Source organism: Aeromicrobium sp. 50.2.37, assembly GCF_024655735.1.
Classification (GTDB): domain Bacteria; phylum Actinomycetota; class Actinomycetes; order Propionibacteriales; family Nocardioidaceae; genus Aeromicrobium.
In genome coordinates this window covers 73,436-96,978 of the sequence record NZ_JANLGG010000008.1, presented here as the reverse complement: position 1 = coordinate 96,978, position 23,543 = coordinate 73,436, and the positions used below count along the sequence as shown (strand labels likewise).

Genomic DNA, 23,543 nt, shown 5'->3' with positions numbered 1-23,543 from the left:
TTTAGCCTCGGCCGGGGAGACCCCGCGACCGGTGTATGAAGCCACTCGTGGCATCCATCAAACGCACAAGTAAAGGCGTGGCCGTACAACTCGCGGATCGTGGCGAGCGTGACTCGTGGATGTGCGTTCTCTTCATCGTCGGGCACGCCCCCATCCTGCCTCGCGCTAGAGACGGCTGTCGCGGCCGGCGGCGATCTGGGCCGATGGATGTCCGAAACTCTCGAGTCTGACTACGACCTAGATTGATGAGCTGGTGGACGGGTCGCTCGCGAACGACCACACCTTCGTCACCAGCACTGTGTCTGTTTTCGAGAAGGCCCAGGGGCCGCTCTTGATCCTCGGGATGGATCAGTTTGGCCGAGGCGCCGCTGTTCACGGACGTGGCCAACCTCGGCACCAACCGCACCCCGCCGGGAAGCAGACCGCTTGAAATGATCGCTACGGCGAGCTGACCAAGATCGGCTATGTGACGGTGCCAATCGACGTCTCAGACGTGGCGACTCTGTTCAATCTCATTTCCTTCTGATCGATGGACTTGCCGGTACCGCGCAGGGTCATTTCTTCAAAGGTCACCCTGCGTCCAGGGATCAGACCGCGACACCTTCCGGCCCGTCGGTGGCGAGCTCGTCGTGCTTGACGTTGAGCAGGAGCCAGATGATGGCCGAGGCGGTCCAGATCATGAAGGCGCCGACGAGGAACGCGTTCGTCGCGCCCTCAGTGAAGGCGGCCTGGCCGATGAGCTGGTTGAGGCGCTCCGCGACGTCAGGCGCGGGGGCGCCGCCCGACCCGGACGCCGCCTGGATGGCGCTCCCGATCTCCTCGCCGCGGTTGGTGGAGAAATGCAGGGCCACGGTCGACAAGGCGGCCAGGCCGATGGCGCCGCCGACCTGCTGCATGGTGTTGAGCACGCCCGAGCCGATGCCGGACTCCTCCGAAGGGATGCCGTGCACCGCCACCAGGGTCATGGTCACGAAGACCAGGCCCATGCCGAACGCCATCAGGACGATGAACGGCGCGATGGCGGTCCAGTAGTTGACGCTGTCGCTCAGCGAGCCGCTGCCGCCGGCGATGCGCAGCAGGTTGGCGGGGCTGTCGTCGACGTTGATCCGCGAGAACCCGAACAGGGCGATGCCGGCCAGGATCGTGCCGGTCCCCGCGATGAACCGGGGGTCCATGCGGGCGATCAGCTTCGACGACAGGGTGGCGCCCAGGACGATGCCGACCGTGAACGGCAGGAACGCGAAGCCGGTGTGCAGCGGGCTGTAGCCGAGCACGTTCTGCACGAACAGCGACAGGAAGAAGAACATCGCGAACATGGCTGCCGGGGTGATCATCATGGAGGCGAACGCCACCGAGCGGGCGCGGCTGGCGAAGATGCTGAGCGGCAGCAGCGGGCTCTTGACCGAGCGCTCGATCACGATGAAGCTCACGAGCAGCACCACGGCGACGACCAGCGCCACGATGGTCGAGGTGTCGCCCCAGCCGTAGCGCTCGTCGCCGGCCCGGGAGAGGCCGAAGACCAGCGCGGCCAGACCGAGGGTGCCGCTGAGGGCGCCGGGGATGTCGAGGGCGAGGCGCTGCGGCTTGCTCTCGGGCAGGAACCGCGGCGCGAGGAACGCGGCCACGAGGCCGATCGGCACGTTGATGAGGAACGTCAGTCGCCAGCCCTCGAGGTTGCCCAGCTCCAGCCCGGTCAGCCAGCCGCCGAGGATCAGGCCGATCGCCGCGCCCACACCCGACAGGGCGGCGTAGACGCTGAAGGCGCGGTTGCGCAGCGGTCCGGCGGGGAAGGTGGTGGTGATCAGCGCGAGGGCAGCAGGCGCGGCCATGGCCGCACCGATGCCCTGCAGCCCACGCGACGCGAGCAGCATCGGCTCGTTCTGGGCCAGGCCGCCGAGCGCCGAGGCGACGGCGAAGACGATGAGGCCGGTGATGAAGATCCGGCGCCGGCCGTACAGGTCGGCCAGGCGACCGCCGAGGAGCAGCAGGCCGCCGAACGCGAGGGCGTAGCCCGTCACGATCCACTGCAGGTTGGCCTCGCCGATCCGCAGGTCGGTCGCGATGTAGGGCAGGGCGATGTTGGCGATCGTCGCGTCGAGCACGACCATCAGCTGCGCGATGCAGATGATGACCAGCGCCCAGCCCAGCTTGCGGTTGGTCTCGGGCGGGAGGTCCTCGGGCCGGACCGGCTGGTTCCCGGCGTCGGAGGTGGTGTCGGTCATGAGGGGTCCTTGGGGGTCGTGTCGGGGGAGTGGCGCAGGACGGCGGGCAGGATCACCTGGTCGATGACGGCGGTGATCCGCTCAGGGGTGGGCACTTCGCCCATGACGAACTCGCGGTGCAGCACGATGCCGGCCAGGGCCGACCCGACGATGTCGAGATCGACGTCGTCGCGGAGCTCGCCGCGCTCGCGGGCCCGGGCGAACAGCTGCTGGGCCATCTCGACCTTGGGACCGAGGAACCGGGCGCGGAAGCCCTCGGCGAACTCGGTGTCGCGACCGAGGGCTGTGAGCACGCTGCTGAAGATGGAGAGCTGACGTTCGTCGGTCAAGCCTCCGCGGCCGCAGTGCGAGGCGATCAGGTCACCACGCAGAGAGCCGGTGTCGGGCAGGGCCGCGAGCGGGCCCTTCTGGGCGAGGACGGCCTCGAGCACGAGGCTCGCCTTGGTGTCCCACCGGCGGTAGAGCGTGGCCTTGGATGCCCGAGCGGCCGAAGCCACGGCGTCCATCGTCAGCCGGTCGTAGCCGACGTCGGCCAGCACGTCGAGCGCGGCCTCGAGGATCTCGCGCTCACGCTCGCCCTCCACGCGAGGACGGGCTGCGGCTTCGGCCGGGGTCATGGTGCTCCTGATGCAAGGCGAAACATAGATGAAACGAAACGGTACCGTTCTATTCGATGGTACGGACATGTTTCATCGCAGCGCAAGTCCTCGAGCCGATGGGGTGCGTGACTGCAGCCAGCCTTGGCGGGCGATGTCGTCGCGCGCAACTGAGCGCAGGCGGCCTCGACGTCGAGGCGGCAGACTCGATCCATGGACCTCGAGGTGGTGCAGGGCGACATCACGACCCAGGACGTGGACGCCGTGGTCAACGCGGCCAACCGCGCGATGCGTGGCGGAGGTGGGGTCGACGGCGCCATCCACCGTGCTGGGGGGCCGGAGGTGCTCGAGGACTGCCGGCGTCGGTTTCCTCACGGCCTGGCCACGGGCGAGGCCGGGTGGACGACGGCGGGGCAGATGTCGGCCCACTGGGTCATCCACGTGGTCGGCCCGAACTACCGCGGCGGTGAGCGCGACCGCTCACTGCTCACGTCTTGCTACGCCAACGCCTTGGCGGTGGCCGACGAGCTCGGCGCGACGTCGATCGCCTTCCCGCTGATCAGCGCGGGCATCTACGGCTGGCCGTTCGACGACGCCGTCGACGCAGCGGTCGACACCCTCAGATCCACGACGACGAACGTGGGCACGGCCCGACTCGTCGCTTTCGACGCGAGCGCCTACGAAGCGATCGAGCGCCGGGTGTCGACCTGACCAGCACCTAGGGTGGGGGCGATGCCAGGCAGCGCGGAGGAGTCGACCGACTCACCAGCCGGAGCGCGCGAGTGGGTCAGCACGCGCGCTGCACGCTCCCGCCGCTGGGCGAGCGACAAGGCCCGAGCCATCCGGGGGAGCCTTCCCCGGCCGCTGAAGCACGTGTGGGACCTGACGCGGCGGACGTGGCAGGGCTCGCTCGAGGACCGGGTGGGCGGGCTGGCGGCCGAGATCGCCCTGTTCACGCTGATCTCCTTGCCGTCGCTGATGCTCGTCGTGCTGGGTTCGCTCGGCTTCGTCGCGAACACGCTGGGCCCGGCGGGGGCGGAAGAGCTGAACCGAATCGTCTTCGACCTGCCGCGTGGCTTCCTCGCCGACCGGACCTACGAGTCCTACGAAGGCCTGGCCTCCACGGTGCTCGCGGGAGGCCGGGCCGACGTGATCTCGCTCGGCGCCCTGCTGAGCCTGTGGACGGGGTCGCGGGCCACGGCGCGTGCGCTGGAGACCATCTCCATCGCCTACGACGTCGAACAGCCCCGGCCAGGGTGGAAGCGCCGCCTCCTCGCCGTCGCTCTGACCGTGGGTGGCCTGCTGGGAGCGATCGCCGTCCTCCCGCTCCTGGTCCTCGGCCCACGGGTCGTGGAGTGGGTGGCGCCGGCCGCAGTCGCCTCGGTGACGCTGGATCTGCTGGGCGTCCTGTACTGGCCCGTGCTGGGCGCAGTCGCCGTCGCCGCCCTCGCGACGCTCTACCACGTCGGCGTCCCGTGGCGGACGCCGTGGCGACGCGACGTGCCGGGCGCGCTGTTCGCGATGGTCTTGTGGCTGCTGGCGGCCGCCGGGCTGCGGGCGTACCTGGCCGTGACCATCGGTGGCGACGCGGTCTACAGCCAGCTCGGGGTCCCCATCGCCGTCGTCCTCTGGCTCTACGTCTCCTCGGTCGCCGTGCTCGTCGGCGCCGAGCTCAACGCCGAGATCGAGCGGAAGTGGCCCACGGCCGACCGGTAGACGTCCGTCGGCACAGGCGGCGAAGGCGGCGAAGGAATCAGCCAGCGGCTAGCTTGCGCGTCACGTACTGGTTCAGACTCATCTTCTCCTCGGCCGCGCGCATGACGAGATCGCGATGCAGATGCTCGCCGATGCGGACGTTGAAGGTCCCGGAGAACGACCGCTCCGCGAGCGGAGGGGGTACGCGCTCGCCGTTGGCGCGCATGTCGGTCACGACCTCGGCGACGAGTCGTTCCAACCCGTCGATGGCATCGGCGCGGGAGGGAGCCAGCCAGGACAGGGAAGGGAACTCGAGGCAGCTGGCCACGTACTCACCGTCCTCTGCGGACCAGGTGACGCGATAGGTGTAGTGACCGGCGTCGACCGGAATCTGGTTCTGGGTGTCCATCACCGTGCCTCCTTCTTGTCGATCGCGGCAAGAACCTGTCGCACTTGGTAGGCCTTCGCCTTGCTGCCGTTCTTTTGGATGTTCACGCGCGGATCCCCCGGCCAGGGCGTCTTGAAGACTGCATGGGACGTTCCGCTCTGTCGCGGTGGGCCGAAGTGGTGCTCGCACGCCTTGAGCAGGTCGTTGAAGGCGACGTTGCGGGGATTCGCTCTCATTGACGCGATGATCTTCTCCACCGAAGCCACTTCACCATGGTACTGCGGGTAGTACCGTCCCACAAGGACGAGTGGGCCTCATGGCCGATCAGTGACGCGCGAGAAGTCCGGAAAGTGCGCGGAACGGCACCAGAGGGGGAGATGGCGCGCGTACATTCCTCGGATGGGTTTCTTCGGTGGGTTGTTCAAGCAGGCTCCGCCAAAGGAGGCCTCGTTCGCTCCGGTGCATGGCGAACAGATGTTCGTCGGCGAGTCGCACTACCAATCGGAGCTGGTTGAACTCTTGAAGTCGCGAGGTCACGTCTCGAAGTCGATGGCCGAATGCCGAGTACCCATCAACGAGCCGTTCACCGCCCGGCTCGTTCCTGAGCCACGCAACCCGCACGACGCAAACGCCGTCGCCGTCGTCGTAGAGAACCACACGGTCGCTTATCTTTCGAGAGCGAACGCGAAAGAGTACCGGAAGTCGTTTGGAACACGAGAGGGCCAGGTTGCCGTATCTCTCTGGGTCAAGCCTCGTGGCAAGGGGATCGTCTCGGTGTGGCCGCAAGAGTGAGCGGTCCCTCTTTGCGCTGACTCACCGTTAATCGCGCGGCCTCTTCGTCCGCCGCGTCGCCGGAGCGCTTCGTGGATCGTCGGGCCACGAGTGTTTCGGGTAGCGACCGCGCAGGTCGGCCCTGACTCCCGGGTAGCCGTTGTCCCAGAAGGAGTCGAGGTCGGCCGTGACGGCGGCCGGTCGACGGGCGGGGGAGAGCAGGTGCAGCAGGAGCGGGACCCTGCCGTCCGCGAGGGCCGGCGCCGCGGTCCAGCCGAAGACCTCCTGCAGCCTGACCGCGAGCACGGGCTGCTCCTGGGCGTAGTCGATCCGCACGCTCGACCCGCTGGGAACTTCCACGCGCTCGGGGGCCAGCTCGTCGAGCCGGCCGGCCTGGGGCCACGGCAGCAGGGCGCGCAGGGCGGCGGTGACGTCGATCCGACGGAGATCCTGCGCCGAGCGGACCCGCGCCAGCTGCGGGCCCAGCCACGCGTCGAGGTTCCGAGTCAGGGCCTCGTCGCTCACGTCGGGCCAGGGGGCGCCGAGAGCACGGTGCAGGAAGTCGAGGCGGGCGCGCAGGGCCGTGGCCGCCTCCGACCAGGTGAGGAGGTCGATCCCCTCGCTCTCCAGTGCTTCGCCGATGGCCGCGGTCACCGCTTCGGTCGGCGGGTTCTTGATCGGGACGGACGCGAGCTCGATCGCGCCCAGCATCGTGCGACGTCGGGCCAGCACGCGCCCGTCGGACCAGGTGACGTCGTCCACCTCGGTCCACAGCGGGCCGGCCGCCTCGAGCGCCAGGTCCTCGCTGAGCGGAGCCGCGGCCCGGATCCGTGCCTCGCGCTCGCCGGGCCGTCGGTCCGCGTCGCCGACGGCGAGCCACTCGAGGCCGGCGAGAGGGCTGGGGTCGCGACGGTCGAAGGCGGCACCCGTGCCGCCCGTCATCAGGTAGCTCGAGCCGCCGGAGCGCTTGCGCGCGATCCGGTCGGGGTGGGCTAGGGCCACCACCAGGCCCACCGCGACGTCGTCGGTCAGTGACCGGGCGCTGTCCGGACTGCGCTCGTGCTCGCCGTGCTCCTTCGCGATGGCCTCGAGGCGCTTCACCTGGGTGCGCCACGAGCCGGAGCGGTCTCCGTTGCGCAGCGAGCGGAGCGCCGCGACGAGGTCGCCGCCGGGAGCGCGGACGTCCTCGCTGAGCATCGCGACCACCTCGGCCGCGCGCCTCGCGCCGACGAGTCCGGCCCCGTCGATGAGGGCTCGCGCCAGTCGGGGGTCCACCGGCACGCCGGCCATCACCCGTCCGCGTGGGGTGGCGCGTGTGTCCTCGCCGATCGCTCCGAGCTCCACCAGCACCTGCCGGGCCGTGGCCAGCGCGTGGGCCGGTGGCTGGTCGAGCAGGGCCAGGTCGCGCACGTCGTCGCTGCCCCAGCACGCCAGCTCGAGGGTGAAGGCCGTCAGGTCGGCGGTGGCGATCTCGGGCTCGGGGTGGTCGGCCAGGTGAGCGTGCTCCTCCTTCGACCAGCAGCGCAGCACGGCGCCGGGCCCCAGACGACCGGCGCGTCCCGCTCGCTGCTCGGCCGCTGCCTTGCTCACCGAGACGGTGACCAGCGACGACAGCCCGCGGCGGTGGTCGGTGCGCGGCTCGCGCGAGAACCCGGCGTCCACCACCACGCGCACCCCCGGCACGGTCAGCGACGACTCGGCGACCGCGGTCGAGACGATCACGCGTCGGCGCGGTCCTTCGCTGAGCGCGCGGTCCTGCTCGGCACCGGAGAGACGTCCGTGGAGCGGGTGCACGTCGGCGGGCACATCGCGGAGCCGTCGAATGGTCGCGTCGACCTCGCCGACGCCCGGCACGAAGACCAGCACGTCGCCCTCGTGCTCGGCGAGCGCACGTCGGACGGTCGCGGCGACGTGGTCGTGGAAGGCCGGGGTGATGCCGCGGTCGTCGGTGCGGCGCGCGCCCGGCGGCAGCGGGCACCAGACCGACTCGACGGGGTGCAGGGCGCCCGGGACGTCGATCACCGGCGCTGCTGCGTCTTCGCGACCAAGGAGTGCAGCGGTCCGCTCGGCCTCGATGGTCGCCGACATCGCGACGAGGGTCAGGTCGTCGCGCAGGTTGGCGCGGATGTCGATGAGCAGCGCCAGGGTCAGGTCGGCGTCGAGGTGACGCTCGTGCACCTCGTCGAGCACGATGGCGCCGACGCCGGCCAGCTCGGGGTCGTGCTGGATGCGGCGCAGCAGCAGGCCGGTGGTGACGACCTCGACGCGCGTCCGTCGGCTGGTCTTCCGGTCCCCGCGCACGGAGTACCCGACGGTCTCGCCGACCGGCTCACCCAGCAGGTGCGCGAGCCGTCGGGCGGCGGCGCGCGCGGCGATGCGGCTGGGCTGCGTGACCACCACCCGCCCCTCGACGGCGGTCGCGACCGCGGGCGGGACCAACGTCGTCTTGCCCGTCCCCGGCGGTGCCTGGACCACCGCGACCCCACGGCTGCGCACGGCCTCGCCGAGCGCCCCCAGCCCCGCGACGACCGGGAGGTCGGGCGGGGAGGCGAGCAGCCTGCGCAGCGGGTCGGGCACGTCTGCAGTGTGCCCGAGACCGAATGACCGAGAGATCGGGCGGCGTCAGACCCTGCAGATTCAAAAGTGCCGTGTTCCGTCGACGGCCGCATCGACCATGGCAACAGGCGGGGACTAGTGGTTCTTGATGCCCGCAGAATTTGGCTACGACAGGTGTCCAAGATCCGGCGGGGTATCGAGAAGGAACCGGTTGATCTCTTGAACACCGTCTCTCGCGGCCTCGTCAACGCTGTTCGTCAAAGCTAGGCGAAAGAACGCTTTGACGTTGCGGACGGCCCTCTCAAGGCCAGGTTCTTCGATCGCGCGTGCGAAGCTCGCGATTTGCACGAGCTCGCGAAGCGAGCTCGTGGCATCGGGTTCTGCCGATTGGATCAGGGCGGTGGTGCGTGCAGCTGCCCAGTGGCACAGGACCTTCTTTGAGCAGACCGGCAGTCCGTTCTTCGTGGATCGCCAGAGCGCCAGCAGGAGACCAGCCTGATTGCTGACTTCATCCGTAGCGGCAGCTCCTTCTCGGAACCCTGCGAGGTCGAGGTTCCAAAGGTCAAGATCTCCGGAGTGACTGGTCACCTCCACGTGGGCGCTCGAAGCGTCAGGGAACGCGTTCGAGATCAACACTCGCATCACGGTCGTCAACTGGTGGGTAGTGAACCGGATGGTCGGGTTTTTGGTGACCTCTATCGCAATCTCGGTGCACCCAGCCCACGAGAGCCCCACCGCCAGCAGGTTGGTTTTGTCAAGGTCGAGTGCCTCGAGCGCCGCCGGCGGTTCGATGTCGACTCCGCAGTCTTGGGCGCGCATGCTGAAGACGAGTGCGAGTGCGACGGTGGTTTCGATGGCGGCGATGAGGCTGTCGAGCACTTCATCGTCGGTCCACACATCATCTGGCTTCCCTCGTCGTTTGACCGTTATGCCATTGCTGGTGCGGCTGTAGTTTTGGTGTGCGTAAGCCACACGGAAGGACTTCTCGAAGCCGTAGAAGGATTCGCGCGCCTGGCGATCCTGTTGGCTGAGCTCGATGACACGTGCGCCGTCATCAAGGAGCCTTTCTTCGAACGTGCCCTTCCCGACTAGTTCGAGGGTGGCGCCAGCGAACCGCCGCCCGGGACCTTCGAACATCGCATGCATCAACTGGACGATGGCTCGCACCTGCTGGCGGTCGGAAGTGCCAGCCTCAATGGTCAGCATCGTTTGCTGGACCTGATCTGCCAGCTGCAGAATCCCTTCTTTAAGTTCTGAGACGACCGCCGGCCGGGACAGAAGATCGTTGAACTGCCTCGCGTGCTGCTCGACTAGGCGGTCCAAGTTCGCGATCGCTTCGTGGAACTTCTCCCGGTCGCCAAGCACGGTGACCCACAAGTCGTGATGCATGAACGCGAGGCCTTGACCGGTGGCTGGCCTTCGGTGGATGACGTTTGAAAGGGCCAACGAAGCGGCGGCATCGATGTCTTCCAAGCTGCCTGCGCCCAAGACTCCGTATAGATCAGAAGCTGTCGCCACGAGGAGGTCGCCCACGCTGCCACCGTTGCTGACCGTCGACCATCGATCGAACAGCTCGCCGACGCGAACGCCAACGTCACCTAGTTGATCGAGTTGGTGCTGCGCCTGAGCGTTCAGGGCCTCAGCCTCCCCGGGGGTACCGGCGGCCGTGGCCATAGCGAACGTGGTCAGGGTTCCGGCTAGGCCAGTGGCTACCTGAGCTGCCTCATTCCGTGCAAACAACCAGGGCCGCAGGGGCGGTGCCTGAATGAGTTGGTCTCGGAGATCGGCGACTTCGCGGTACGCCGCGACTACTTCTTCTCCGGAATCAGTATCGCTGGAAGTGAACTGCTGGAGAGCGCGGAGGCACGGGCTTAAAACCTCGCCAAGCTTCCTGAAGGACTCGGGGACAGCTATCGCGATGGAATTAGTCGTGTCCTGGCCGGTCGTGTCCAGCGCGTCGATGGCTCGCTGCGAAAGCCGTTGGCGACGCTGGAGGGACACATCTACGTCGTGGCGTCTGGGTCTTGCGCCACAGTCCGGGCAGCTAGACGTGCGCGGTCGGATGCCACCGCACGCGCAATCGACTGCTGCGAAGGTCAGTTCGAAGCGGTAGCGGTCATTCCGCGCCCAACGCTCACGACGCCGTTCGGCAGTGGTGGGATCGAGCTTCTTGCTTGACATGCGTTGACCTTAGAGATCAGCACAGACACCGGGTGCGAATGCATTGGGTGGACGGATCTGCAGGTCAAGGAACGAGGTGCCCGACAAAGTCGAACACGGGATCCGCCACAATCCCCCCATGCCCCTGAACTGGAACCTGCACCACGACGGCAAGACGATCCGGGACGGCGAGATCGTCCGACCGGGGGAGCGGCTGACGTGGCCGCGGACCATCGGGTTCGGCGCGCAGCACGTGGTGGCGATGTTCGGGGCGACGTTCCTGGTGCCGACGATCACCGGGTTCCCGGTCACGGCCACGCTGTTCTTCTCCGGCGTCGGCACGATCCTGTTCCTCGTCCTCACCCAGAACCGGCTGCCCAGCTACCTCGGGTCGTCGTTCGCGTTCCTCGCGCCCATCGGCGCGGTGGCGGCGTCGGGGGCGTCGATCGAGGTGGCGATGTTCGGCATCGTCGTCACGGGCGTAATCCTCGCGGCGGTCGGCGCGATCGTCATGAAGACGGGCATCGGGTGGATCAACGCGCTCATGCCCCCGGTGGTGGCCGGCTCCATCGTCGCGCTCATCGGCTTCAACCTCGCGCCCACGGCGGTCAACAACGCGAAGGCCGGGCCGTGGATGGCGGTCATCACGCTCGTCGTGCTCGTGCTCACCGTGGTCGTGTTCAAGGGCCTCATCGGGCGGCTGTCGATCATCGTCGGCGTGCTCGCCGGCTACGTCTACGCTGCCGTCACCGGCGCTCTGGACTTCAAGCCCGTTGGCGACGCGAACCTGTTCGGCCTGCCGGAGTTCAGCACCCCCGAGATCAGCTGGGTGTTCATCCCCGCCTTCCTGCCCGTCGTGCTCGTGCTCATCGCCGAGAACGTGGGCCACGTGCGCAGCGTCGCGCAGCTGACCGGCGACGACTCCATCAACGAGCGCACCGGCCGGGCGCTGTTCGCCGACGGCATCGCCACGACGATCGCGGGCGCCGGGGGAGGGTCCGGCACCACCACCTACGGCGAGAACATCGGCGTCATGGCCGCCACCCGCGTCTACTCGACCGCCGCCTACTGGGTGGCCGGCGCCATCGCGATCCTGCTGTCGTTCTCGCCGAAGATCGGTGCCCTCATCAACACCATCCCCACCGGCGTGCTGGGCGGCGTCACCATCGCCCTCTACGGCCTCATCGGCATCGTCGGCATCAAGATCTGGATCGACAACAACGTCGACTTCGCGCTGCCCGTCAACCAGCTCACCGCCGGCGTCGCGCTCGTGATCGGCATCGGCAACCCCGAGCTGAAGGTCGGCGACATGGTGTTCAACGGCATCGCGCTCGGCACCATCGCCGCGCTCGTGGTGTTCCACGGCATGACGTTCATCGAGAAGCAGCGCCAGAAGGCCTGACCCGGCGACGAAAGCACGTCGCAGCCCATCCCTTCGGCCGATGTCGCGGGGGAGCGGGCCTGCCTAGCGTGAGGGCATGAATCCGACCTTCCAGCTGGCCCTCGGCGTCGTGCTCTTCATCGCCGGCGCGGTGCTGGCGCTGGCCTTCCCCGACACCGAGCTCTTCTGGTTCCAGGGCCGACCGCTCGGCGTGGTGCTGGCCATCGTCGGCGCGATCGACCTCGCCGAGGCGCTGTTCCGCGGCCGGGACCGGCGGTAGGTGACGCACCTCATCGACGCTGGATTCGGTGCGTCACCTACCTCCGACCGGCCGGTTCGGTGCGTCACCTACCTCTGACGGCCGCGTTCGGTGCCTCACCTACCGCCCATCGACCCGGGACGGGGGCAGACTGGAGGGGTGAGCGACACCGACCCCAGCGCCCTGTCCCTCGGCCGGCTGGCCGGCGCCTTCGGCCCCGACTTCACGTGGGGCACCGCCACCGCGTCGTACCAGGTGGAGGGTGCTGTCGACGTCGGCGGACGCACCCCCTCGACGTGGGACACGTTCGTCGCGCAGCCCGGCCACGTCGAGAACGGCGACACCGGCGAGGTGGCCTGCGACCACTACCACCGCTACCTCGAGGACGTCGGCCTCCTGCGCTCCCTCGGCGTCGACGCCTACCGCTTCTCGCTCTCCTGGTCGCGCATCCAGCCCGACCCCAGCGGCGCCGTGAACCCCGAGGGCCTCGACTTCTACGACCGGCTCGTCGACGCGCTGCTCACCGCGGGCGTCGAGCCGTCGGCCACCCTCTTCCACTGGGACACGCCACAGTGGCTCGAGGACATCGGCGGCTGGGAGGACCGCGACGTCGCCGAGCGCTTCGCCGACTACGCCTCGGTGGTCGCGGCCCGCCTCGGTGACCGCGTGACCCGCTGGATGACGATCAACGAGCCCGTGGTGGTCACCCTGCTCGGGCACGGCGCCGGCGTGCACGCCCCCGGCAAGACCCTCGGCTTCGACGCCCTCCCCGTGGCCTACCACCAGCTGCTCGCCCACGGCCGCGCCGTGCAGGCCCTCCGCGCCGCCGGCACCGGACCGGTCGGCATCGTCAACAACCACGTGCCCGTGTGGCGCCTCGACGACACCGACGAGACCGAGCAGGCCGCCACCTTCTTCGACGACCTCTACAACCGGCTCTTCGCCGACCCCGTGCTCCTCGGCCGCTGGCCCTGGGAGGGCATGGAGGCCGGGTTCGCCGGCTACCGCGACGACGACCTCGCCGTCATCTCCACCCCGCTCGACTTCTACGGCGTCAACTACTACAACCCGCAGCTCGTCGGACCGCCCGGCGCCAGCAGCGAGGCGGCCAGCGACGCCCTCCCGCTGCCGGCCGACCTGCCGTTCTCGCTGCACGAGATCGAGGGGCGCGAGCGCACCGACTTCGGCTGGCCCGTGGTGCCCGAGGGCCTCACCGAGCTGCTCGTCGGACTGAAGGAGCGCTACGGCGACGCCCTCCCGCCGGTGCACGTCACCGAGAACGGCGCCTCCTACGCCGACGCACCCGGCAGCGACGGCCACGTGCGCGACGAGCGCCGCACCCGCTACCTGTTCGAGCACCTGGCCGCCGTGCTCGACGCCCGCGACGCCGGGGTCGACGTGCGCGGCTACTTCCACTGGTCGCTGCTCGACAACTTCGAGTGGGCCGCCGGCTACTCCCAGCGGTTCGGCCTCGTGCACGTCGACTACGACACCCTCGTGCGCACACCGAAGGACTCCTTCGAGGCGTACCGGGACGTCATCGCGTCGCAACGAACATGACGACCGAGGAGTCGGGCGATCTTGCGGAGGCGGCGCGGAAGGCGCTCTGTGACGCCCTCGGCGGTTCTCTCGTCAGTCGTGGCGACACGGAGGCGGTCGCATATACCGACGACGAAGGCGACTGGGTCTTCGAGCTCGACTCTTCGGCGCTCGTCGAGTGGCTCGAGAGACACCGACTCGTACCTGGGACCAGGGCGTGGCGAGAGCACTGGAGCGACGTCCACATCGACGGGATGGAGACGACGGCTTACTACGGGGTCGGGGGAAGTCCCTACCGATACGAGCCGGAGATCGGCCTCCTGCCGAGGTCAGGCGCCGTCGTGGCGGACGATCTGGACGAAGACGGGGAGTGGTTCGCCTTCCCGCCCGACCGCGAGTAGCGACCGCCCGTCTGCACTCCATCAATGCTGCACATGGCCGCACGAAGAGTGTTGTGGTCCATCGACACTCACGCTCACTCTTTGCTCCGGCGTCCGGAACAACCCGTCTTACTCGGGGCGGCGGCGCTCGCCCTTGGAGCGTCGGTAGTACATCGCGGTGACCACCAGGCCCAGGATGGAGCCAGCGGCTCCGATGGAGAACGCGATGTTCGCGGCCATCGTCTGACCCGTGAGCTGCAGCACCATCACCACCAGGACCATCGTGAGTGCCCACACGCCTGACAGGTAAAAGGCTCGGTAGTGCTTCGGCCCGTCCTTGAACATGGCTCAGACGCTAGCGGCAGAGTTCGGAGCGTGCCGCTCGAGCTGTACGTCTGCCTCACATCAGTCCCGACCTGCTCAGCGTCCCTGGCCAGACGCAAGCTGCAGGGCGAGACTGGCCGCATGGCCATCGACGACGTCCTGACCGCGCTGCGGAGCCTGCCCGGCGCGCTCGAGCTCGCGCCCGAGGAGGGCAGCAACCACCCCGAGATCTCGTGGGGCGACCACTTCTTCTACTACGCACCCGACGGCGAGGTGCCGACCAACCGGCAGCCGCACACGACGATCGTCACGAAGAACTACCCCGACGACACCGTCTCGAACCTCGACGAGCCCGGCCGCTGGCGCCTGAACCTCAACGTGGGTGCCGACGCCTACGCCGACCTCTTCGGCCACCCGCCCGGCCAGTTCAGCGTCGCCGACGTGGACCACGCCGCCGCGGACACGTTCGTCCCGCACCCGATCTACGGTGCCTACGGCTGGGTGTCCGTCGTGAACCCGGGGGAGAAGACCTTCGACCGAGCGATCGAGCTGGCGCAGGAGGCCCACGACGCCGATCGTCGTCGCCTCGAGCGGCGCGAGGCCGCGGGTTCGGCCTGAGGTCGAGCAGTCCGAGGTGCTAGTCCTGCGCGAGGCGCATGGCCATCCATGCGTCGTCGAGCAGCACCGGCGGCGTGGCGCCCCAGCCGAACTCGTGGACCACCTCGGCGACCTCGTCGGCCGACAGGTCGTGCGGCGGGAAGCACACCCACACGAGCGGCACGGAGCCGAGCTGCGGGAAGATCTCGTCGACCTGCTCGGCGAACGTGGTCACGTCGTCGGTGATCACCACGGTGGCGTCGAGGGAGTGCACGTACTCGTCGAACGTCTCCACGCCCTCGGGCAGCGGGTCGAGCAACGAGCGCTCCTCCACGGTCTCGCCGACGACCCACACGCGGAAGCCGTCCGTGATGCCGAGCAGGTCTGCGGTGGCGGTGCCGTCCATCCGGTCAGTGTAGGAGGTCACCGCGGCGGGACGTGCGCGGCGAAGTCGTGGATCACGCGCCCCTTGTCCAGGCCCTTGCGCTCGAACTTGGTGAGCACGCGACCCTCGAACCGGTCGACCGGACCGCCACTCACGTGGGGGCTGGCCTCGATGACCTCGGCCATCTGCTCGCCGTAGTCGGCCCAGTCGGTGGCCAGGCGCCACGTGCCGCCGGGCTCGAGCACCCGCGCGACCAGCTCGGTGAACGGCACCGTCACCAGACGTCGCTTGGTGTGACGCTTCTTGTGCCACGGGTCGGGGAACCACGTCCACAGCTCGTGCACCGACGTCGGCTCGAGCGCCGTGCCGAGCATCTCGGTGGCGTTGGCCACCGCGAGCCGGATGTTCGTGACGCCTGCTGCGCGCGCCTGCAGCAGCGTCGTCGCCACGCCCGGAACCCACACCTCGATCGCCAGGAAGTCCAACTCCGGGTGCTGCTGGGCCGCGGCCACCACGTTCTCGCCGCGTCCGCTGCCGATCTCCACCACCAGCGGCGCCGTCCGCCCGAACACGCGATCCGGCTCCACCCGCCAGTCGGGCGTCACCGACGTGTCGGTCCCCGCTCGCGGGACGTCGAGCACGTACGTCTCGGCCATCGCGTCCCACGCGTCCTGCTGCTTCTCGGTCAGGCGTCCTCCGCGACGGGTGAACGAGACCGGCTCGCGGCGGAAGCGGGGCGGGTCCTCGGCGGTGGCGGGATCTCGCGGCTGGTCGGCAGCGTCGGGCATGGCTCGAACCCTAGATCGTCGGCCACGATCGTCTGCATGAGCACCGTCGACGAGAGCATCGTCCCTGACGACAAGGACTGGACGTGGGTCCTGCAGGAGCCGTGCGCCGCGTGCGGGTTCCGCGCCGACGACGTCGATCCGCGCGGGGTGGCCGACCTGGTGCGTGCCGGTCTGCCCCGCTGGCAGCACGTGCTCGCCCGTCCCGACGCGGCGGTCCGCCACCGCCCCGACGTCTGGTCCGACCTCGAGTACGCGTGCCACGTGCGCGACGTCCTCGTGCTCTTCGCCGAGCGGCTCCGGCTCATGCTCACCGCCGCCGAGGGAGAGGCCCGCTTCGCCAACTGGGACCAGGACGCGACCGCCGTGGAGCAGCGCTACGCCGAGCAGGACCCGGCCGTCGTCGCCCGGGAGCTGACCGCGGCGGGGGAGCGGCTGGCCGACGCCTTCGACGCCGTCCCGCCAGACGCGTGGGGCTGCGTCGGCCTGCGCAGCGACGGGTCGCGGTTCACCGTCGAGACCTTCGCCCAGTACTTCTGGCACGACGTGGCGCACCACCTCGTCGACGTCGACGGGTAGCCGACGCGCGACACGCGGCGCGGTGTCGCTGGCCCCCGCTCCCGAGGCATCGGCGAGCCCCTCCGAGGCGCCGTCGACCGCCCCGTCCGACGCCACCGACTGAGGCCCCGGCACCCGACTGGTTTCTCTGGGAAACCAGTCGGGATCGGGAAACAATCGCGTGTCTCGGACGTTATGTAGGGTGAGGTCACATCGACTTCCTCAGAAGTGCTGAGTACTGATTCCCGGAGGGAACCATGCAGAGCAACAACCCCGTCTTCAACCGATCCGAGGGGTTCAACGGCCGTGGCACCAGCACGGCCCGCGCCACCGATCCGTCGCAGTGGAAGCTCGACCTCGACGGCTCGACCTCGCAGCCTGGCCCCACGCACACGTCCACCGGGCGCGGCACGGGCCTCATGACCATCGAGTCCACGGTCGAGAAGACCGCCCTCACCTTGGGCGTCGTCATCGCGACCGCCGCGGCGGCATGGTTCCTCATCGGCGACATCGCCACCGACCAGGCGGCCGTCCAGAAGGCGTTCGGCTTCGCGTTCGCGGGTGCGATCGTCGGCTTCGGCCTCTCGCTGGTCAACTCGTTCAAGAAGGTCATCAGCCCCGCGCTGGTCCTCGCCTACGCCGTCGCCGAGGGTGTCTTCGTCGGCGCCTTCTCGAAGGTCGTGGCGGGCTACGTCGGCGACCCGACGATCGTGTTCCAGGCCGTGCTGGCCACCATGGTCGCGTTCGGCGCCACGCTGGCGGCGTACAAGTTCTTCAACATCCAGGTCACCGACAAGTTCCGCAAGGTCGTCACGATCTCGATGTTCGCCTTCGTCGGCGTCATGCTGGTCAACTTCGTGCTCAGCCTCACCGGCGTGCTCGAGTCCGGCGGACTGCGCGGCTTCAACACCCTCGGCCTCGTGGTCTCCGCGATCGCCGTGGTGCTCGCCGTGTTCATGCTGATCATGGACTTCGACTTCGTCGAGCGCGGCGTCGAGGCCGGCCTGCCCGAGCGTGAGTCCTGGCGCGCCGCCTTCGGCCTCACGGTCACGCTGATCTGGCTCTACATCGAGATCCTGCGCATCCTCGCGATCCTGCGCGGCTCGGACTGACACCAGCACCGCACGACGGCCGGTCACCCCTCACGGGGTGGCCGGCCGTCGTCGTTCGTGCGAGGGACGCAGGATCCTGCCTTCGCGCGCGGGAGGACGAACGATGCTGCGTCTGCGACGGGATCCCGACACGTACGCAGCATCCTTCGGCGTCGCGCTCTGAAAGGCAGAATCCTGCGTCGGGCGTGGGTCAGCGGCGGCGCAGGATGCGCGCCCAGCGACCGTCGCGGGTGACCTCGGTGCCCTCGCGCAGCGCGGCCTTCTCGGCGGCGTCGGTGAGGGACATCGTGCCCGGGGACCCGCCGAAGTGGGCCACGGCGAAGTCGCGGTCGCGCTCGCGCCACGCGGCCGCCAGCGACGGGACGAGCACCGACACCATGTTGGCGTAGCCGGTCTCGGACGGGTGGAAGCGGTCCTCGCCGAACATCACGTCGTACTTCTCGGTGAACAGCACGCCGAGCAGGCTGCCCAGCGAGACGGCGCGGCCGCCGGCGCGGACCGTGGCCACGGTCTGCTTGCGGGCGAGCGAGCGGCTCTTGCGCCGAGCGATCCAGCGCAGCGGCTGGGGGAGGGGGCGGACGGTGCCGAGGTCGGGGCACGTGCCCACCACCACCTGCGCGCCGCCGTCGACGAGCTTCTTCACGGCCGAGCCGAGCAGCCGGGTGGACTGGTAGGCGGGCACGCGGTGCGTCACGTCGTTGGTGCCGATGACGATGACCACGAGGTCGGGGTCGAAGTCGCCGGCCGCCTCGATCTGCTCGCGCAGGTCGTGGGTCTGCGCCCCCACGACGGCCTCGGAACGGATCTCGACCTGGGCGTCGAGCACGTGCGCCAGGCCGATGCCGAGCATGGCAGGAGGAGTGGCGTCGGCACGGTCCATGCCGTAGCCGACGGCTGCGGAGTCGCCGAGCACCAGGCAGCGCACGGGTTCACGGGGCAGCTCTTCGCCGTACAGGCCGTCGGCGCGCGGTGGACGCGCATCGGTGATGCCGATCGTCCGCTTCGCGACCATGAGCTCGCTGAAGATGACGCCGTAGTAGCCGGTGACGGCGGCTGCCCCTCCGATCGCGGCCTGGGACGCGATCTTGCGGGGGTTTCTCACGGAGCCATGCTAGATCCACCCGCCTGAGAGGGCCGCCCCAGAACCGGCCCGGAGGGAGTGTGGGTCCTCACACCTACGATGAGCGGCGTGAGCGTCGTCATCCCCAACTTCCGTGACGTCGGCGGTGTCGCCGGCCTCGACGGTGCCGCCGTCCGGCCCGGTCTTCTGCTGCGCAGCGGCGTGCCCGAGCCCACCGACGTCGTGCCCGACGGCACCCCGTGGCCGCCCTCCCTGGTGCTCGACCTGCGGTCCGCCGTCGAGCACGGTGGCCCCCACCCGCTCACCCCGCTGGGTCCGAGGGTCGTCACGCTCTCGCTGCTGCAGGCGCTGCGACCCGGTTGGCACGAGGACACCCCGACCCTCAAGCACCTGTACGGCGAGGTGCTCGACACCGCCGGCGAGATGCTGGCGCAGCTGGTCGACGAGGTCGCCCAGGCCGCCGCCACGGGCGGAGCCACCCTCGTGCACTGCGCGGCAGGCAAGGACCGCACCGGCATCTCCGTGGCGCTCGTGCTCAGCCTGCTCGGGGTGCAGCGCCCCGACGTCGTGGCCGACTACATGCTCACCGAGCGGGCCACCGCCGAGATCGACGCCCGGCTGCGGCACCCCGGCTCCGACCACCCGCCGGTGCCGGCCGCGTTCCTCATGGTCCCGCGCGACGCGATCGAGCACGTCATCGACCGGTGGGACGCCCACCCCGGCGGCGTCGAGGGCTGGTACACGTCGGTCGGCGGCGACGCAGGCACCCTCGACCGCCTGCGCACCGCCATGCTGTCCTGAGGACGGGCTGCTGTGGACGCGGCACGCCGCGATCGGTGCCGATCAGGGTTCGGCGAGCAGCTCGATCGCCTTGTCGGTGAGCCGGTACGCCAGCCACTCGTCCTGCGGGGTCGCGTCGAGCGACTCGTAGAACCGGATCGCGGGGGAGTTCCAGCGCAGCACGTCCCACTCGATGCGGCTGTACCCGCGCGCGGTCGCGATGCGTGCCAGCCCGATGAGCAGGCGGCGACCGAAGCCCGCGCCGCGGCGCGACGGCCGCACGTAGAGGTCCTCGAGGTGGATGCCGGGCACGCCGTCCCACGTGGAGAACGTGCGGTACCAGAGCGCGAAGCCGACCACCGATCCGTGGCCGTTCTCCACCACCAGGGCTGAGGCCGGCGGGTCGGTGCCGAAGAGCGCCTCGTACAGCTGCACGTCCGTCATCGTGGCCTGCTCGGCGGACTGCTCGTACTCGGCCAGCTCACGCACCATCGCGGCGATCGTGCTCACGTCCTCGGGGCGCGCGTCACGCACACCGGAGGGCAGCACGAGGGTCTTCATGCTCTCGAGCGTACGGGCGAAAGTCCCGGGACGGCGGAGAATGCAGGCATTGTCTTGTCCCGACGGGCGCGGTGCTCTAGGCTCAATTCGGATACCGTCGGTATCTGAGCCGTCGAGAGGACCTTCCATGACCCACTTCACCGACAAGGTCGCCGTCGTCACCGGCGCCGGCTCGGGCATCGGTCGCGCGCTCGCCGTCGAGCTCGCGCGCCGCGGCGCCGTCCTGGCCATCAGCGACGTCGACACCGCGGGTCTGGCCGAGACCCAGCGCCTCGTGGAGGCGACGGGTGCCCGGGTGCGCGGCGACGTCATCGACGTCGCGGAGCGTGAGCGGGTCGAGGAGTACGCGCAGCTGGTGGCCACCGACCTGGGCCGCGTGAACCTCGTGTTCAACAATGCCGGCATCGCCTTCACCGGCAACGTCGAGGAGATGTCGTACAAGGACGTCGAGAAGGTCATGGACGTCGACTTCTGGGGCGTCGTGCACGGCACCAAGGCGTTCCTGCCGCACCTCATCGCCTCGGGCGACGGTCACGTCGTCAACGTCTCGAGCATCTTCGGCATCTTCTCCATGCCCTCGCAGAGCGCCTACAACGCGGCCAAGTTCGCGGTGCGCGGCTTCACCGAGTCGCTGCGCCAGGAGATGGTCCTGGCCAAGCACCCGGTCAAGGTCACGTGCGTGCACCCCGGCGGCATCGCCACGAACATCGCTCGCAACGCCGACCAGGCCGAGGGGCGCGACCACGACGAGCTGGCCCGCTCGTTCGACAAGCTGGCCCGCACGTCTCCCGAGAAGGCGGCGCAGGTGATCCTTCGCGGTGTCGAGAAGGGCCGCCCCCGCGTCCTGATCGGCAACGACGCCCGTGTGCTCGACGCGGCCGTGCGCCTCCTGGGCTCGCGCTACCAGGGCGTGTTCGCCGCTGCCGGGCGCCGCGTCGGCCTTTGACCCAGACGTGCGAGGGCCCCGTCACCACACGGTGACGGGGCCCCTCGTGCGTGCTGGTCAGCCCTGGCTGATCTCGATGCGCGTGGGCTCGGTGCCCGCGTACACGCCCGCGACGCGGACGGCGAGGATCCCGGCGTCGTACGAGGCGCTGACGGCCTCGGCGGTCACGTGGCCCGGGAGTCCGAAGCTGCGCTCGAAGGAGCCGTAGCGGATCTCGCTGATGCGACGCGTGGGCTGCTCGCCGGACTCACCGGCGTTGCTCTCGGCGCGCTCGTCGCGTCGCTCGCCCTTGACGACGAGGCGGCCGTTGGTCACCTCGACCGTGACGTCGTTCGAGACGTCGATGCCGGGCAGCTCGAGGCGCACGACCACGTCGTCGCCGTCGCGGACGGTCTCGACGGCGGGGGTGAAGTCGAGGCGCGAGGTGCCGGCGCTGGGGGAGAACGCGTTCCGGACGAGCGAGTCGAACTCGGCGAAGGGATCGCGACGGGTGAAGACGGAAACGTTGCTCATGGTGTCCTCCTGGGGGGATCGTTCGGCCCGGCCACCGCGACCGGGACATCCAGCTAAACCTGAGTCTAGTCGACTCAATTCCCGTGAGTGAGTGTATGTCAGTTCGCCGTCGGCGAACAAGCGATCACGCCGGCCTGTTCGGCCACCTCGCGGTAGTCGCGCGCGAGGGTCTCGATGGTGGCGTGCGCGTTGAGTCCGCTGGGGTTGGGCACGACCCACAGCTGCGCCCCTTCCAGATCGGTCGGTTGGCGACCGGCCCGGGCGTGGCGGTCGCCGAAGGCCGTGCGGAAGCTGGTGATCCCCGCGACGGCCACCACGCGCGGACGATGGGCGCGCACCACGGAGGCCACGCGGTCACGGCCGGCGCGCACCTCGTCGTCGGTCAGCTCGTCGGCGCGGGCGGTGGGTCGGGGCACCAGGTTGGTGATGCCCACCCCTCGCCGCACGAGCTCCGGCGCGGCGAGCTCGGGCGTGGTGGCCTCGGCCGGCAGGATCCCGGCGAGACGCAGCGCGGGGTAGAAGCGGTTGCCGGGGTGGGCGAAGTGCAGCCCGGTGCGCGCCGTCATGGGGCTGGGGTTGATCCCGACCAGGAGCAGCCGCATGCCGGGACCTGCGAGGTCGGGCACCTCCGGCAGGTCGTCGAGCGGCTCGGTCACGACGCAGCGGCGACGGGCTCGTCGACGGTCTCCTCCTGGGTGCGCATCCCCAGGAGCGCCGCGAGGGTGCAGGCCACGGCCACCGCCACCATGAACGGGGCGAAGATCGTCTGGGGGCTCCACACGGTGGCGGCCCAGCCGGCCAGCACGGTCGGGACCGCCATGGCGCCGTAGGCGAGGACGTAGAACGCCGACATGACCTCGCCGCGGTGGGCGGCGGGCACGTGCTGGCTGAGGTGGCGCAGGGACCCGCCGAACGCGAGGCCGAAGAACAGGCCGACCAGCGTCGAGGCCGCCGCGATCGCCCACGCGTGGCCCCACGCGACCGCGGGCACGCACAGGACGAGCGACACCGCGGTGCCCAGGTCGCCGACGATCGCGGTCGGTCGGGCGGGCCAGCGACCACCGACCGCCTGGCTGAGTGCTGACGCCGCCGCCGACGCACCGACCACCGCGCCGCCGAACAGCACCGACGTCGCGCCGATGGCCTCCGACGCGATCCGCGGGTACAGCGACAGCAGCACGCCGAGCACCGACCACGCGGCCATGACGCCGAGGGCGGAGAACCGGAAGTGTCCGGCGATCGAGGCCGGCACGCGCGGTCGGGCGATGTTGAGGGTGGCGGCGCGGTCGTCAGTGTGCGGCTCGCGCATGCACAGCACGGCCACCAGCAGCGCGACCATGATGGCGACGAGCACGGCGTAGGGCAGCACGGTCGGCGCGGGGCCCATGTCGACGATCAGGGCCACGCCCACGAGCGTGACGGCGATGCCGCCGTTGAACACCACGCCCGTGAGGCGACCGGTGCGCTCGCCGTCGTCGGGTCGCAGGTCGAGCAGCGCGGCCGACGCGACCACCACGACGGCGCCGACGCCGAGCCCGTGCGCCACCCGCGCCGCGAGCAGCCAGGCCACGGAGTCGGCCGCGATGAAGAGCCCGAGCCCCGCCAGGATCAGCAGCACCGCTGCGATGAGCACGGGCCGGCGTCCGTAGCGGTCGGAGATCGACCCCGTGACCAGCACGGAACCGAGCGCGGCGACGGCGTAGACGGCGAAGACGACGGTGGTGGTGATGGGCTCGAAGCCCCACTCCTGCGCGTACAGCGCGTACAGGGGAGCGGGCGCACCCGACACGCCGAGCGCGACGGCCACGAGGGCGAGCAGCATGCCGAACGCCCAGCGCTGGGTCGGCTTGGTGGTGGTCACGGTGTCCTCCGCGGGCTCTCGGGCGGGTGGTCGCGGCGCGCGGAGGGGTCCATCGGCACCACTACGTCGAACACCTCCCGCGGCGTGGGCATT

The 23,543-nt window shown here is 69.7% G+C and carries 26 protein-coding genes; 12 read left to right on the top strand and 14 right to left on the bottom strand.

Features of this window, described 5'->3' with window-relative positions; translation table 11 throughout:
• Positions 1 to 587: 587 nt before the first annotated feature.
• On the bottom strand, positions 588 to 2,222 hold the full coding sequence (locus NUV38_RS06355) for an MFS transporter (RefSeq protein WP_257728311.1): 1,635 nt from the start codon (positions 2,220 to 2,222) through the stop codon (positions 588 to 590).
• Entirely contained in the window at positions 2,219 to 2,839 is a 621-nt protein-coding gene (locus tag NUV38_RS06350) for a TetR/AcrR family transcriptional regulator (protein WP_257728310.1), read from the bottom strand. The genes NUV38_RS06355 and NUV38_RS06350 overlap by 4 nt, the downstream gene beginning before the upstream one ends.
• A gap of 192 nt (positions 2,840 to 3,031) precedes the next feature.
• Here NUV38_RS06350 and NUV38_RS06345 point away from each other — a divergent pair, with 192 nt between their 5' ends.
• Complete coding sequence (locus tag NUV38_RS06345) at positions 3,032 to 3,529, top strand: O-acetyl-ADP-ribose deacetylase (protein ID WP_257728309.1); 498 nt, start codon at positions 3,032 to 3,034, stop codon at positions 3,527 to 3,529.
• 21 nt (positions 3,530 to 3,550) lie between these two features.
• The gene (locus tag NUV38_RS06340) at positions 3,551 to 4,534 is read left to right on the top strand and encodes a YihY/virulence factor BrkB family protein (protein ID WP_257728308.1); all 984 of its coding nucleotides are present in this window, start codon (positions 3,551 to 3,553) and stop codon (positions 4,532 to 4,534) included.
• 37 nt (positions 4,535 to 4,571) lie between these two features.
• On the opposite strand, the gene NUV38_RS06335 is transcribed toward NUV38_RS06340, so the two are convergent.
• Both NUV38_RS06335 and NUV38_RS06330 read right to left on the bottom strand, forming a co-directional pair.
• On the bottom strand, positions 4,572 to 4,922 hold the full coding sequence (locus NUV38_RS06335) for a type II toxin-antitoxin system HicB family antitoxin (protein WP_257728307.1): 351 nt from the start codon (positions 4,920 to 4,922) through the stop codon (positions 4,572 to 4,574).
• Positions 4,922 to 5,137: a toxin HicA gene (locus NUV38_RS06330; RefSeq protein WP_374626308.1), complete on the bottom strand. Its 216-nt coding sequence runs from the start codon at positions 5,135 to 5,137 to the stop codon at positions 4,922 to 4,924. Before NUV38_RS06330 ends, NUV38_RS06335 begins: the two co-directional genes overlap by 1 nt.
• A 163-nt stretch (positions 5,138 to 5,300) precedes the next feature.
• On the opposite strand from NUV38_RS06330, the gene NUV38_RS06325 reads away from it, so the two are divergent.
• A complete protein-coding gene (locus NUV38_RS06325) occupies positions 5,301 to 5,693 on the top strand; it encodes an HIRAN domain-containing protein (protein ID WP_257728306.1) in 393 nt (130 codons plus the stop codon).
• A 27-nt stretch (positions 5,694 to 5,720) separates the two neighbouring features.
• Here the strand turns inward: NUV38_RS06325 and hrpB are convergent, their stop codons facing one another.
• Together hrpB and NUV38_RS06315 are read right to left on the bottom strand one after the other, a co-directional pair.
• Entirely contained in the window at positions 5,721 to 8,249 is a 2,529-nt protein-coding gene (gene hrpB, locus NUV38_RS06320; RefSeq protein WP_257728305.1) for an ATP-dependent helicase HrpB, read from the bottom strand.
• Positions 8,250 to 8,393: 144 nt separating this feature from the next.
• The gene (locus tag NUV38_RS06315) at positions 8,394 to 10,409 is read right to left on the bottom strand and encodes a hypothetical protein (protein ID WP_257728304.1); all 2,016 of its coding nucleotides are present in this window, start codon (positions 10,407 to 10,409) and stop codon (positions 8,394 to 8,396) included.
• Between the two features lie 118 nt (positions 10,410 to 10,527).
• Between NUV38_RS06315 and NUV38_RS06310 the strand changes: the two genes are divergently transcribed.
• The 4 genes from NUV38_RS06310 (at position 10,528) to NUV38_RS06295 (ending at position 13,968) form a co-directional block, all read left to right on the top strand.
• Positions 10,528 to 11,790: a uracil-xanthine permease family protein gene (locus NUV38_RS06310; RefSeq protein ID WP_257728303.1), complete on the top strand. Its 1,263-nt coding sequence runs from the start codon at positions 10,528 to 10,530 to the stop codon at positions 11,788 to 11,790.
• 76 nt (positions 11,791 to 11,866) lie between these two features.
• On the top strand, positions 11,867 to 12,049 hold the full coding sequence (locus NUV38_RS06305) for a hypothetical protein (RefSeq protein ID WP_257728302.1): 183 nt from the start codon (positions 11,867 to 11,869) through the stop codon (positions 12,047 to 12,049).
• 138 nt (positions 12,050 to 12,187) lie between these two features.
• Complete coding sequence (locus NUV38_RS06300) at positions 12,188 to 13,588, top strand: GH1 family beta-glucosidase (protein WP_257728301.1); 1,401 nt, start codon at positions 12,188 to 12,190, stop codon at positions 13,586 to 13,588.
• A complete protein-coding gene (locus NUV38_RS06295; protein WP_257728300.1) occupies positions 13,585 to 13,968 on the top strand; it encodes a hypothetical protein in 384 nt (127 codons plus the stop codon). The genes NUV38_RS06300 and NUV38_RS06295 overlap by 4 nt, the downstream gene beginning before the upstream one ends.
• Before the next feature lie 108 nt (positions 13,969 to 14,076).
• On the opposite strand, the gene NUV38_RS06290 is transcribed toward NUV38_RS06295, so the two are convergent.
• Positions 14,077 to 14,292, bottom strand: a complete 216-nt coding sequence (locus tag NUV38_RS06290; RefSeq protein WP_257728299.1) for a hypothetical protein — start codon at positions 14,290 to 14,292, stop codon at positions 14,077 to 14,079.
• Positions 14,293 to 14,412: 120 nt separating this feature from the next.
• On the opposite strand from NUV38_RS06290, the gene NUV38_RS06285 reads away from it, so the two are divergent.
• On the top strand, positions 14,413 to 14,889 hold the full coding sequence (locus tag NUV38_RS06285; RefSeq protein ID WP_257728298.1) for a DUF6194 family protein: 477 nt from the start codon (positions 14,413 to 14,415) through the stop codon (positions 14,887 to 14,889).
• Between the two features lie 19 nt (positions 14,890 to 14,908).
• On the opposite strand, the gene NUV38_RS06280 is transcribed toward NUV38_RS06285, so the two are convergent.
• Together NUV38_RS06280 and trmB are read right to left on the bottom strand one after the other, a co-directional pair.
• Positions 14,909 to 15,274 carry a hypothetical protein gene (locus NUV38_RS06280; protein ID WP_257728297.1) on the bottom strand — a complete coding sequence of 122 codons (366 nt, stop codon included), beginning with the start codon at positions 15,272 to 15,274 and terminating at the stop codon, positions 14,909 to 14,911.
• 17 nt (positions 15,275 to 15,291) lie between these two features.
• Positions 15,292 to 16,041 carry a tRNA (guanosine(46)-N7)-methyltransferase TrmB gene (trmB, locus tag NUV38_RS06275; RefSeq protein ID WP_257728296.1) on the bottom strand — a complete coding sequence of 250 codons (750 nt, stop codon included), beginning with the start codon at positions 16,039 to 16,041 and terminating at the stop codon, positions 15,292 to 15,294.
• Between the two features lie 36 nt (positions 16,042 to 16,077).
• Here trmB and NUV38_RS06270 point away from each other — a divergent pair, with 36 nt between their 5' ends.
• Complete coding sequence (locus NUV38_RS06270) at positions 16,078 to 16,617, top strand: DinB family protein (RefSeq protein ID WP_257728295.1); 540 nt, start codon at positions 16,078 to 16,080, stop codon at positions 16,615 to 16,617.
• A gap of 236 nt (positions 16,618 to 16,853) precedes the next feature.
• Complete coding sequence (locus NUV38_RS06265) at positions 16,854 to 17,708, top strand: Bax inhibitor-1/YccA family protein (protein ID WP_257728294.1); 855 nt, start codon at positions 16,854 to 16,856, stop codon at positions 17,706 to 17,708.
• A 190-nt stretch (positions 17,709 to 17,898) separates the two neighbouring features.
• Here NUV38_RS06265 and NUV38_RS06260 read toward each other — a convergent pair whose 3' ends face one another.
• Positions 17,899 to 18,810, bottom strand: a complete 912-nt coding sequence (locus tag NUV38_RS06260; protein ID WP_257728293.1) for an SGNH/GDSL hydrolase family protein — start codon at positions 18,808 to 18,810, stop codon at positions 17,899 to 17,901.
• Between the two features lie 87 nt (positions 18,811 to 18,897).
• On the opposite strand from NUV38_RS06260, the gene NUV38_RS06255 reads away from it, so the two are divergent.
• Entirely contained in the window at positions 18,898 to 19,590 is a 693-nt protein-coding gene (locus tag NUV38_RS06255; protein ID WP_257728292.1) for a tyrosine-protein phosphatase, read from the top strand.
• Between the two features lie 42 nt (positions 19,591 to 19,632).
• Here the strand turns inward: NUV38_RS06255 and NUV38_RS06250 are convergent, their stop codons facing one another.
• Positions 19,633 to 20,130 (bottom strand): GNAT family N-acetyltransferase, encoded by a 498-nt coding sequence (locus NUV38_RS06250; protein WP_257728291.1) that lies wholly within the window; start codon positions 20,128 to 20,130, stop codon positions 19,633 to 19,635.
• A gap of 127 nt (positions 20,131 to 20,257) precedes the next feature.
• On the opposite strand from NUV38_RS06250, the gene NUV38_RS06245 reads away from it, so the two are divergent.
• Positions 20,258 to 21,076 carry an SDR family oxidoreductase gene (locus tag NUV38_RS06245; protein ID WP_257728290.1) on the top strand — a complete coding sequence of 273 codons (819 nt, stop codon included), beginning with the start codon at positions 20,258 to 20,260 and terminating at the stop codon, positions 21,074 to 21,076.
• A 57-nt stretch (positions 21,077 to 21,133) separates the two neighbouring features.
• Here NUV38_RS06245 and NUV38_RS06240 read toward each other — a convergent pair whose 3' ends face one another.
• The 3 genes from NUV38_RS06240 to NUV38_RS06230 all read right to left on the bottom strand — a co-directional run bounded on the left by NUV38_RS06240 (position 21,134) and on the right by NUV38_RS06230 (position 23,450).
• Positions 21,134 to 21,589: an Hsp20/alpha crystallin family protein gene (locus tag NUV38_RS06240; protein ID WP_257728289.1), complete on the bottom strand. Its 456-nt coding sequence runs from the start codon at positions 21,587 to 21,589 to the stop codon at positions 21,134 to 21,136.
• Positions 21,590 to 21,687: 98 nt separating this feature from the next.
• Positions 21,688 to 22,245, bottom strand: coding sequence for a mismatch-specific DNA-glycosylase (locus tag NUV38_RS06235; protein ID WP_257728288.1), 558 nt, complete (start codon positions 22,243 to 22,245; stop codon positions 21,688 to 21,690).
• Positions 22,242 to 23,450, bottom strand: coding sequence for an MFS transporter (locus NUV38_RS06230; protein WP_257728287.1), 1,209 nt, complete (start codon positions 23,448 to 23,450; stop codon positions 22,242 to 22,244). The genes NUV38_RS06235 and NUV38_RS06230 overlap by 4 nt, the downstream gene beginning before the upstream one ends.
• Positions 23,451 to 23,543: the final 93 nt, after the last annotated feature.

Coding starts and splice junctions, on each gene's coding strand:
- NUV38_RS06325 (WP_257728306.1), top strand. CDS start 5,301: ATGGGTTTCTTCGGTGGGTTGTTCAAGCAGGCTCCGCCAAAGGAGGCC.
- NUV38_RS06270 (WP_257728295.1), top strand. CDS start 16,078: ATGAGCACCGTCGACGAGAGCATCGTCCCTGACGACAAGGACTGGACG.
- NUV38_RS06290 (WP_257728299.1), bottom strand. CDS start 14,292: ATGTTCAAGGACGGGCCGAAGCACTACCGAGCCTTTTACCTGTCAGGC.
- NUV38_RS06350 (WP_257728310.1), bottom strand. CDS start 2,839: ATGACCCCGGCCGAAGCCGCAGCCCGTCCTCGCGTGGAGGGCGAGCGT.
- NUV38_RS06240 (WP_257728289.1), bottom strand. CDS start 21,589: ATGAGCAACGTTTCCGTCTTCACCCGTCGCGATCCCTTCGCCGAGTTC.
- NUV38_RS06265 (WP_257728294.1), top strand. CDS start 16,854: ATGCAGAGCAACAACCCCGTCTTCAACCGATCCGAGGGGTTCAACGGC.
- NUV38_RS06305 (WP_257728302.1), top strand. CDS start 11,867: ATGAATCCGACCTTCCAGCTGGCCCTCGGCGTCGTGCTCTTCATCGCC.
- NUV38_RS06250 (WP_257728291.1), bottom strand. CDS start 20,130: ATGAAGACCCTCGTGCTGCCCTCCGGTGTGCGTGACGCGCGCCCCGAG.
- NUV38_RS06355 (WP_257728311.1), bottom strand. CDS start 2,222: ATGACCGACACCACCTCCGACGCCGGGAACCAGCCGGTCCGGCCCGAG.
- NUV38_RS06310 (WP_257728303.1), top strand. CDS start 10,528: ATGCCCCTGAACTGGAACCTGCACCACGACGGCAAGACGATCCGGGAC.
- NUV38_RS06295 (WP_257728300.1), top strand. CDS start 13,585: ATGACGACCGAGGAGTCGGGCGATCTTGCGGAGGCGGCGCGGAAGGCG.
- NUV38_RS06245 (WP_257728290.1), top strand. CDS start 20,258: ATGACCCACTTCACCGACAAGGTCGCCGTCGTCACCGGCGCCGGCTCG.
- NUV38_RS06340 (WP_257728308.1), top strand. CDS start 3,551: ATGCCAGGCAGCGCGGAGGAGTCGACCGACTCACCAGCCGGAGCGCGC.
- NUV38_RS06315 (WP_257728304.1), bottom strand. CDS start 10,409: ATGTCAAGCAAGAAGCTCGATCCCACCACTGCCGAACGGCGTCGTGAG.
- NUV38_RS06285 (WP_257728298.1), top strand. CDS start 14,413: ATGGCCATCGACGACGTCCTGACCGCGCTGCGGAGCCTGCCCGGCGCG.
- trmB (WP_257728296.1), bottom strand. CDS start 16,041: ATGCCCGACGCTGCCGACCAGCCGCGAGATCCCGCCACCGCCGAGGAC.
- NUV38_RS06335 (WP_257728307.1), bottom strand. CDS start 4,922: ATGGACACCCAGAACCAGATTCCGGTCGACGCCGGTCACTACACCTAT.
- NUV38_RS06345 (WP_257728309.1), top strand. CDS start 3,032: ATGGACCTCGAGGTGGTGCAGGGCGACATCACGACCCAGGACGTGGAC.
- NUV38_RS06330 (WP_374626308.1), bottom strand. CDS start 5,137: ATGAGAGCGAATCCCCGCAACGTCGCCTTCAACGACCTGCTCAAGGCG.
- NUV38_RS06280 (WP_257728297.1), bottom strand. CDS start 15,274: ATGGACGGCACCGCCACCGCAGACCTGCTCGGCATCACGGACGGCTTC.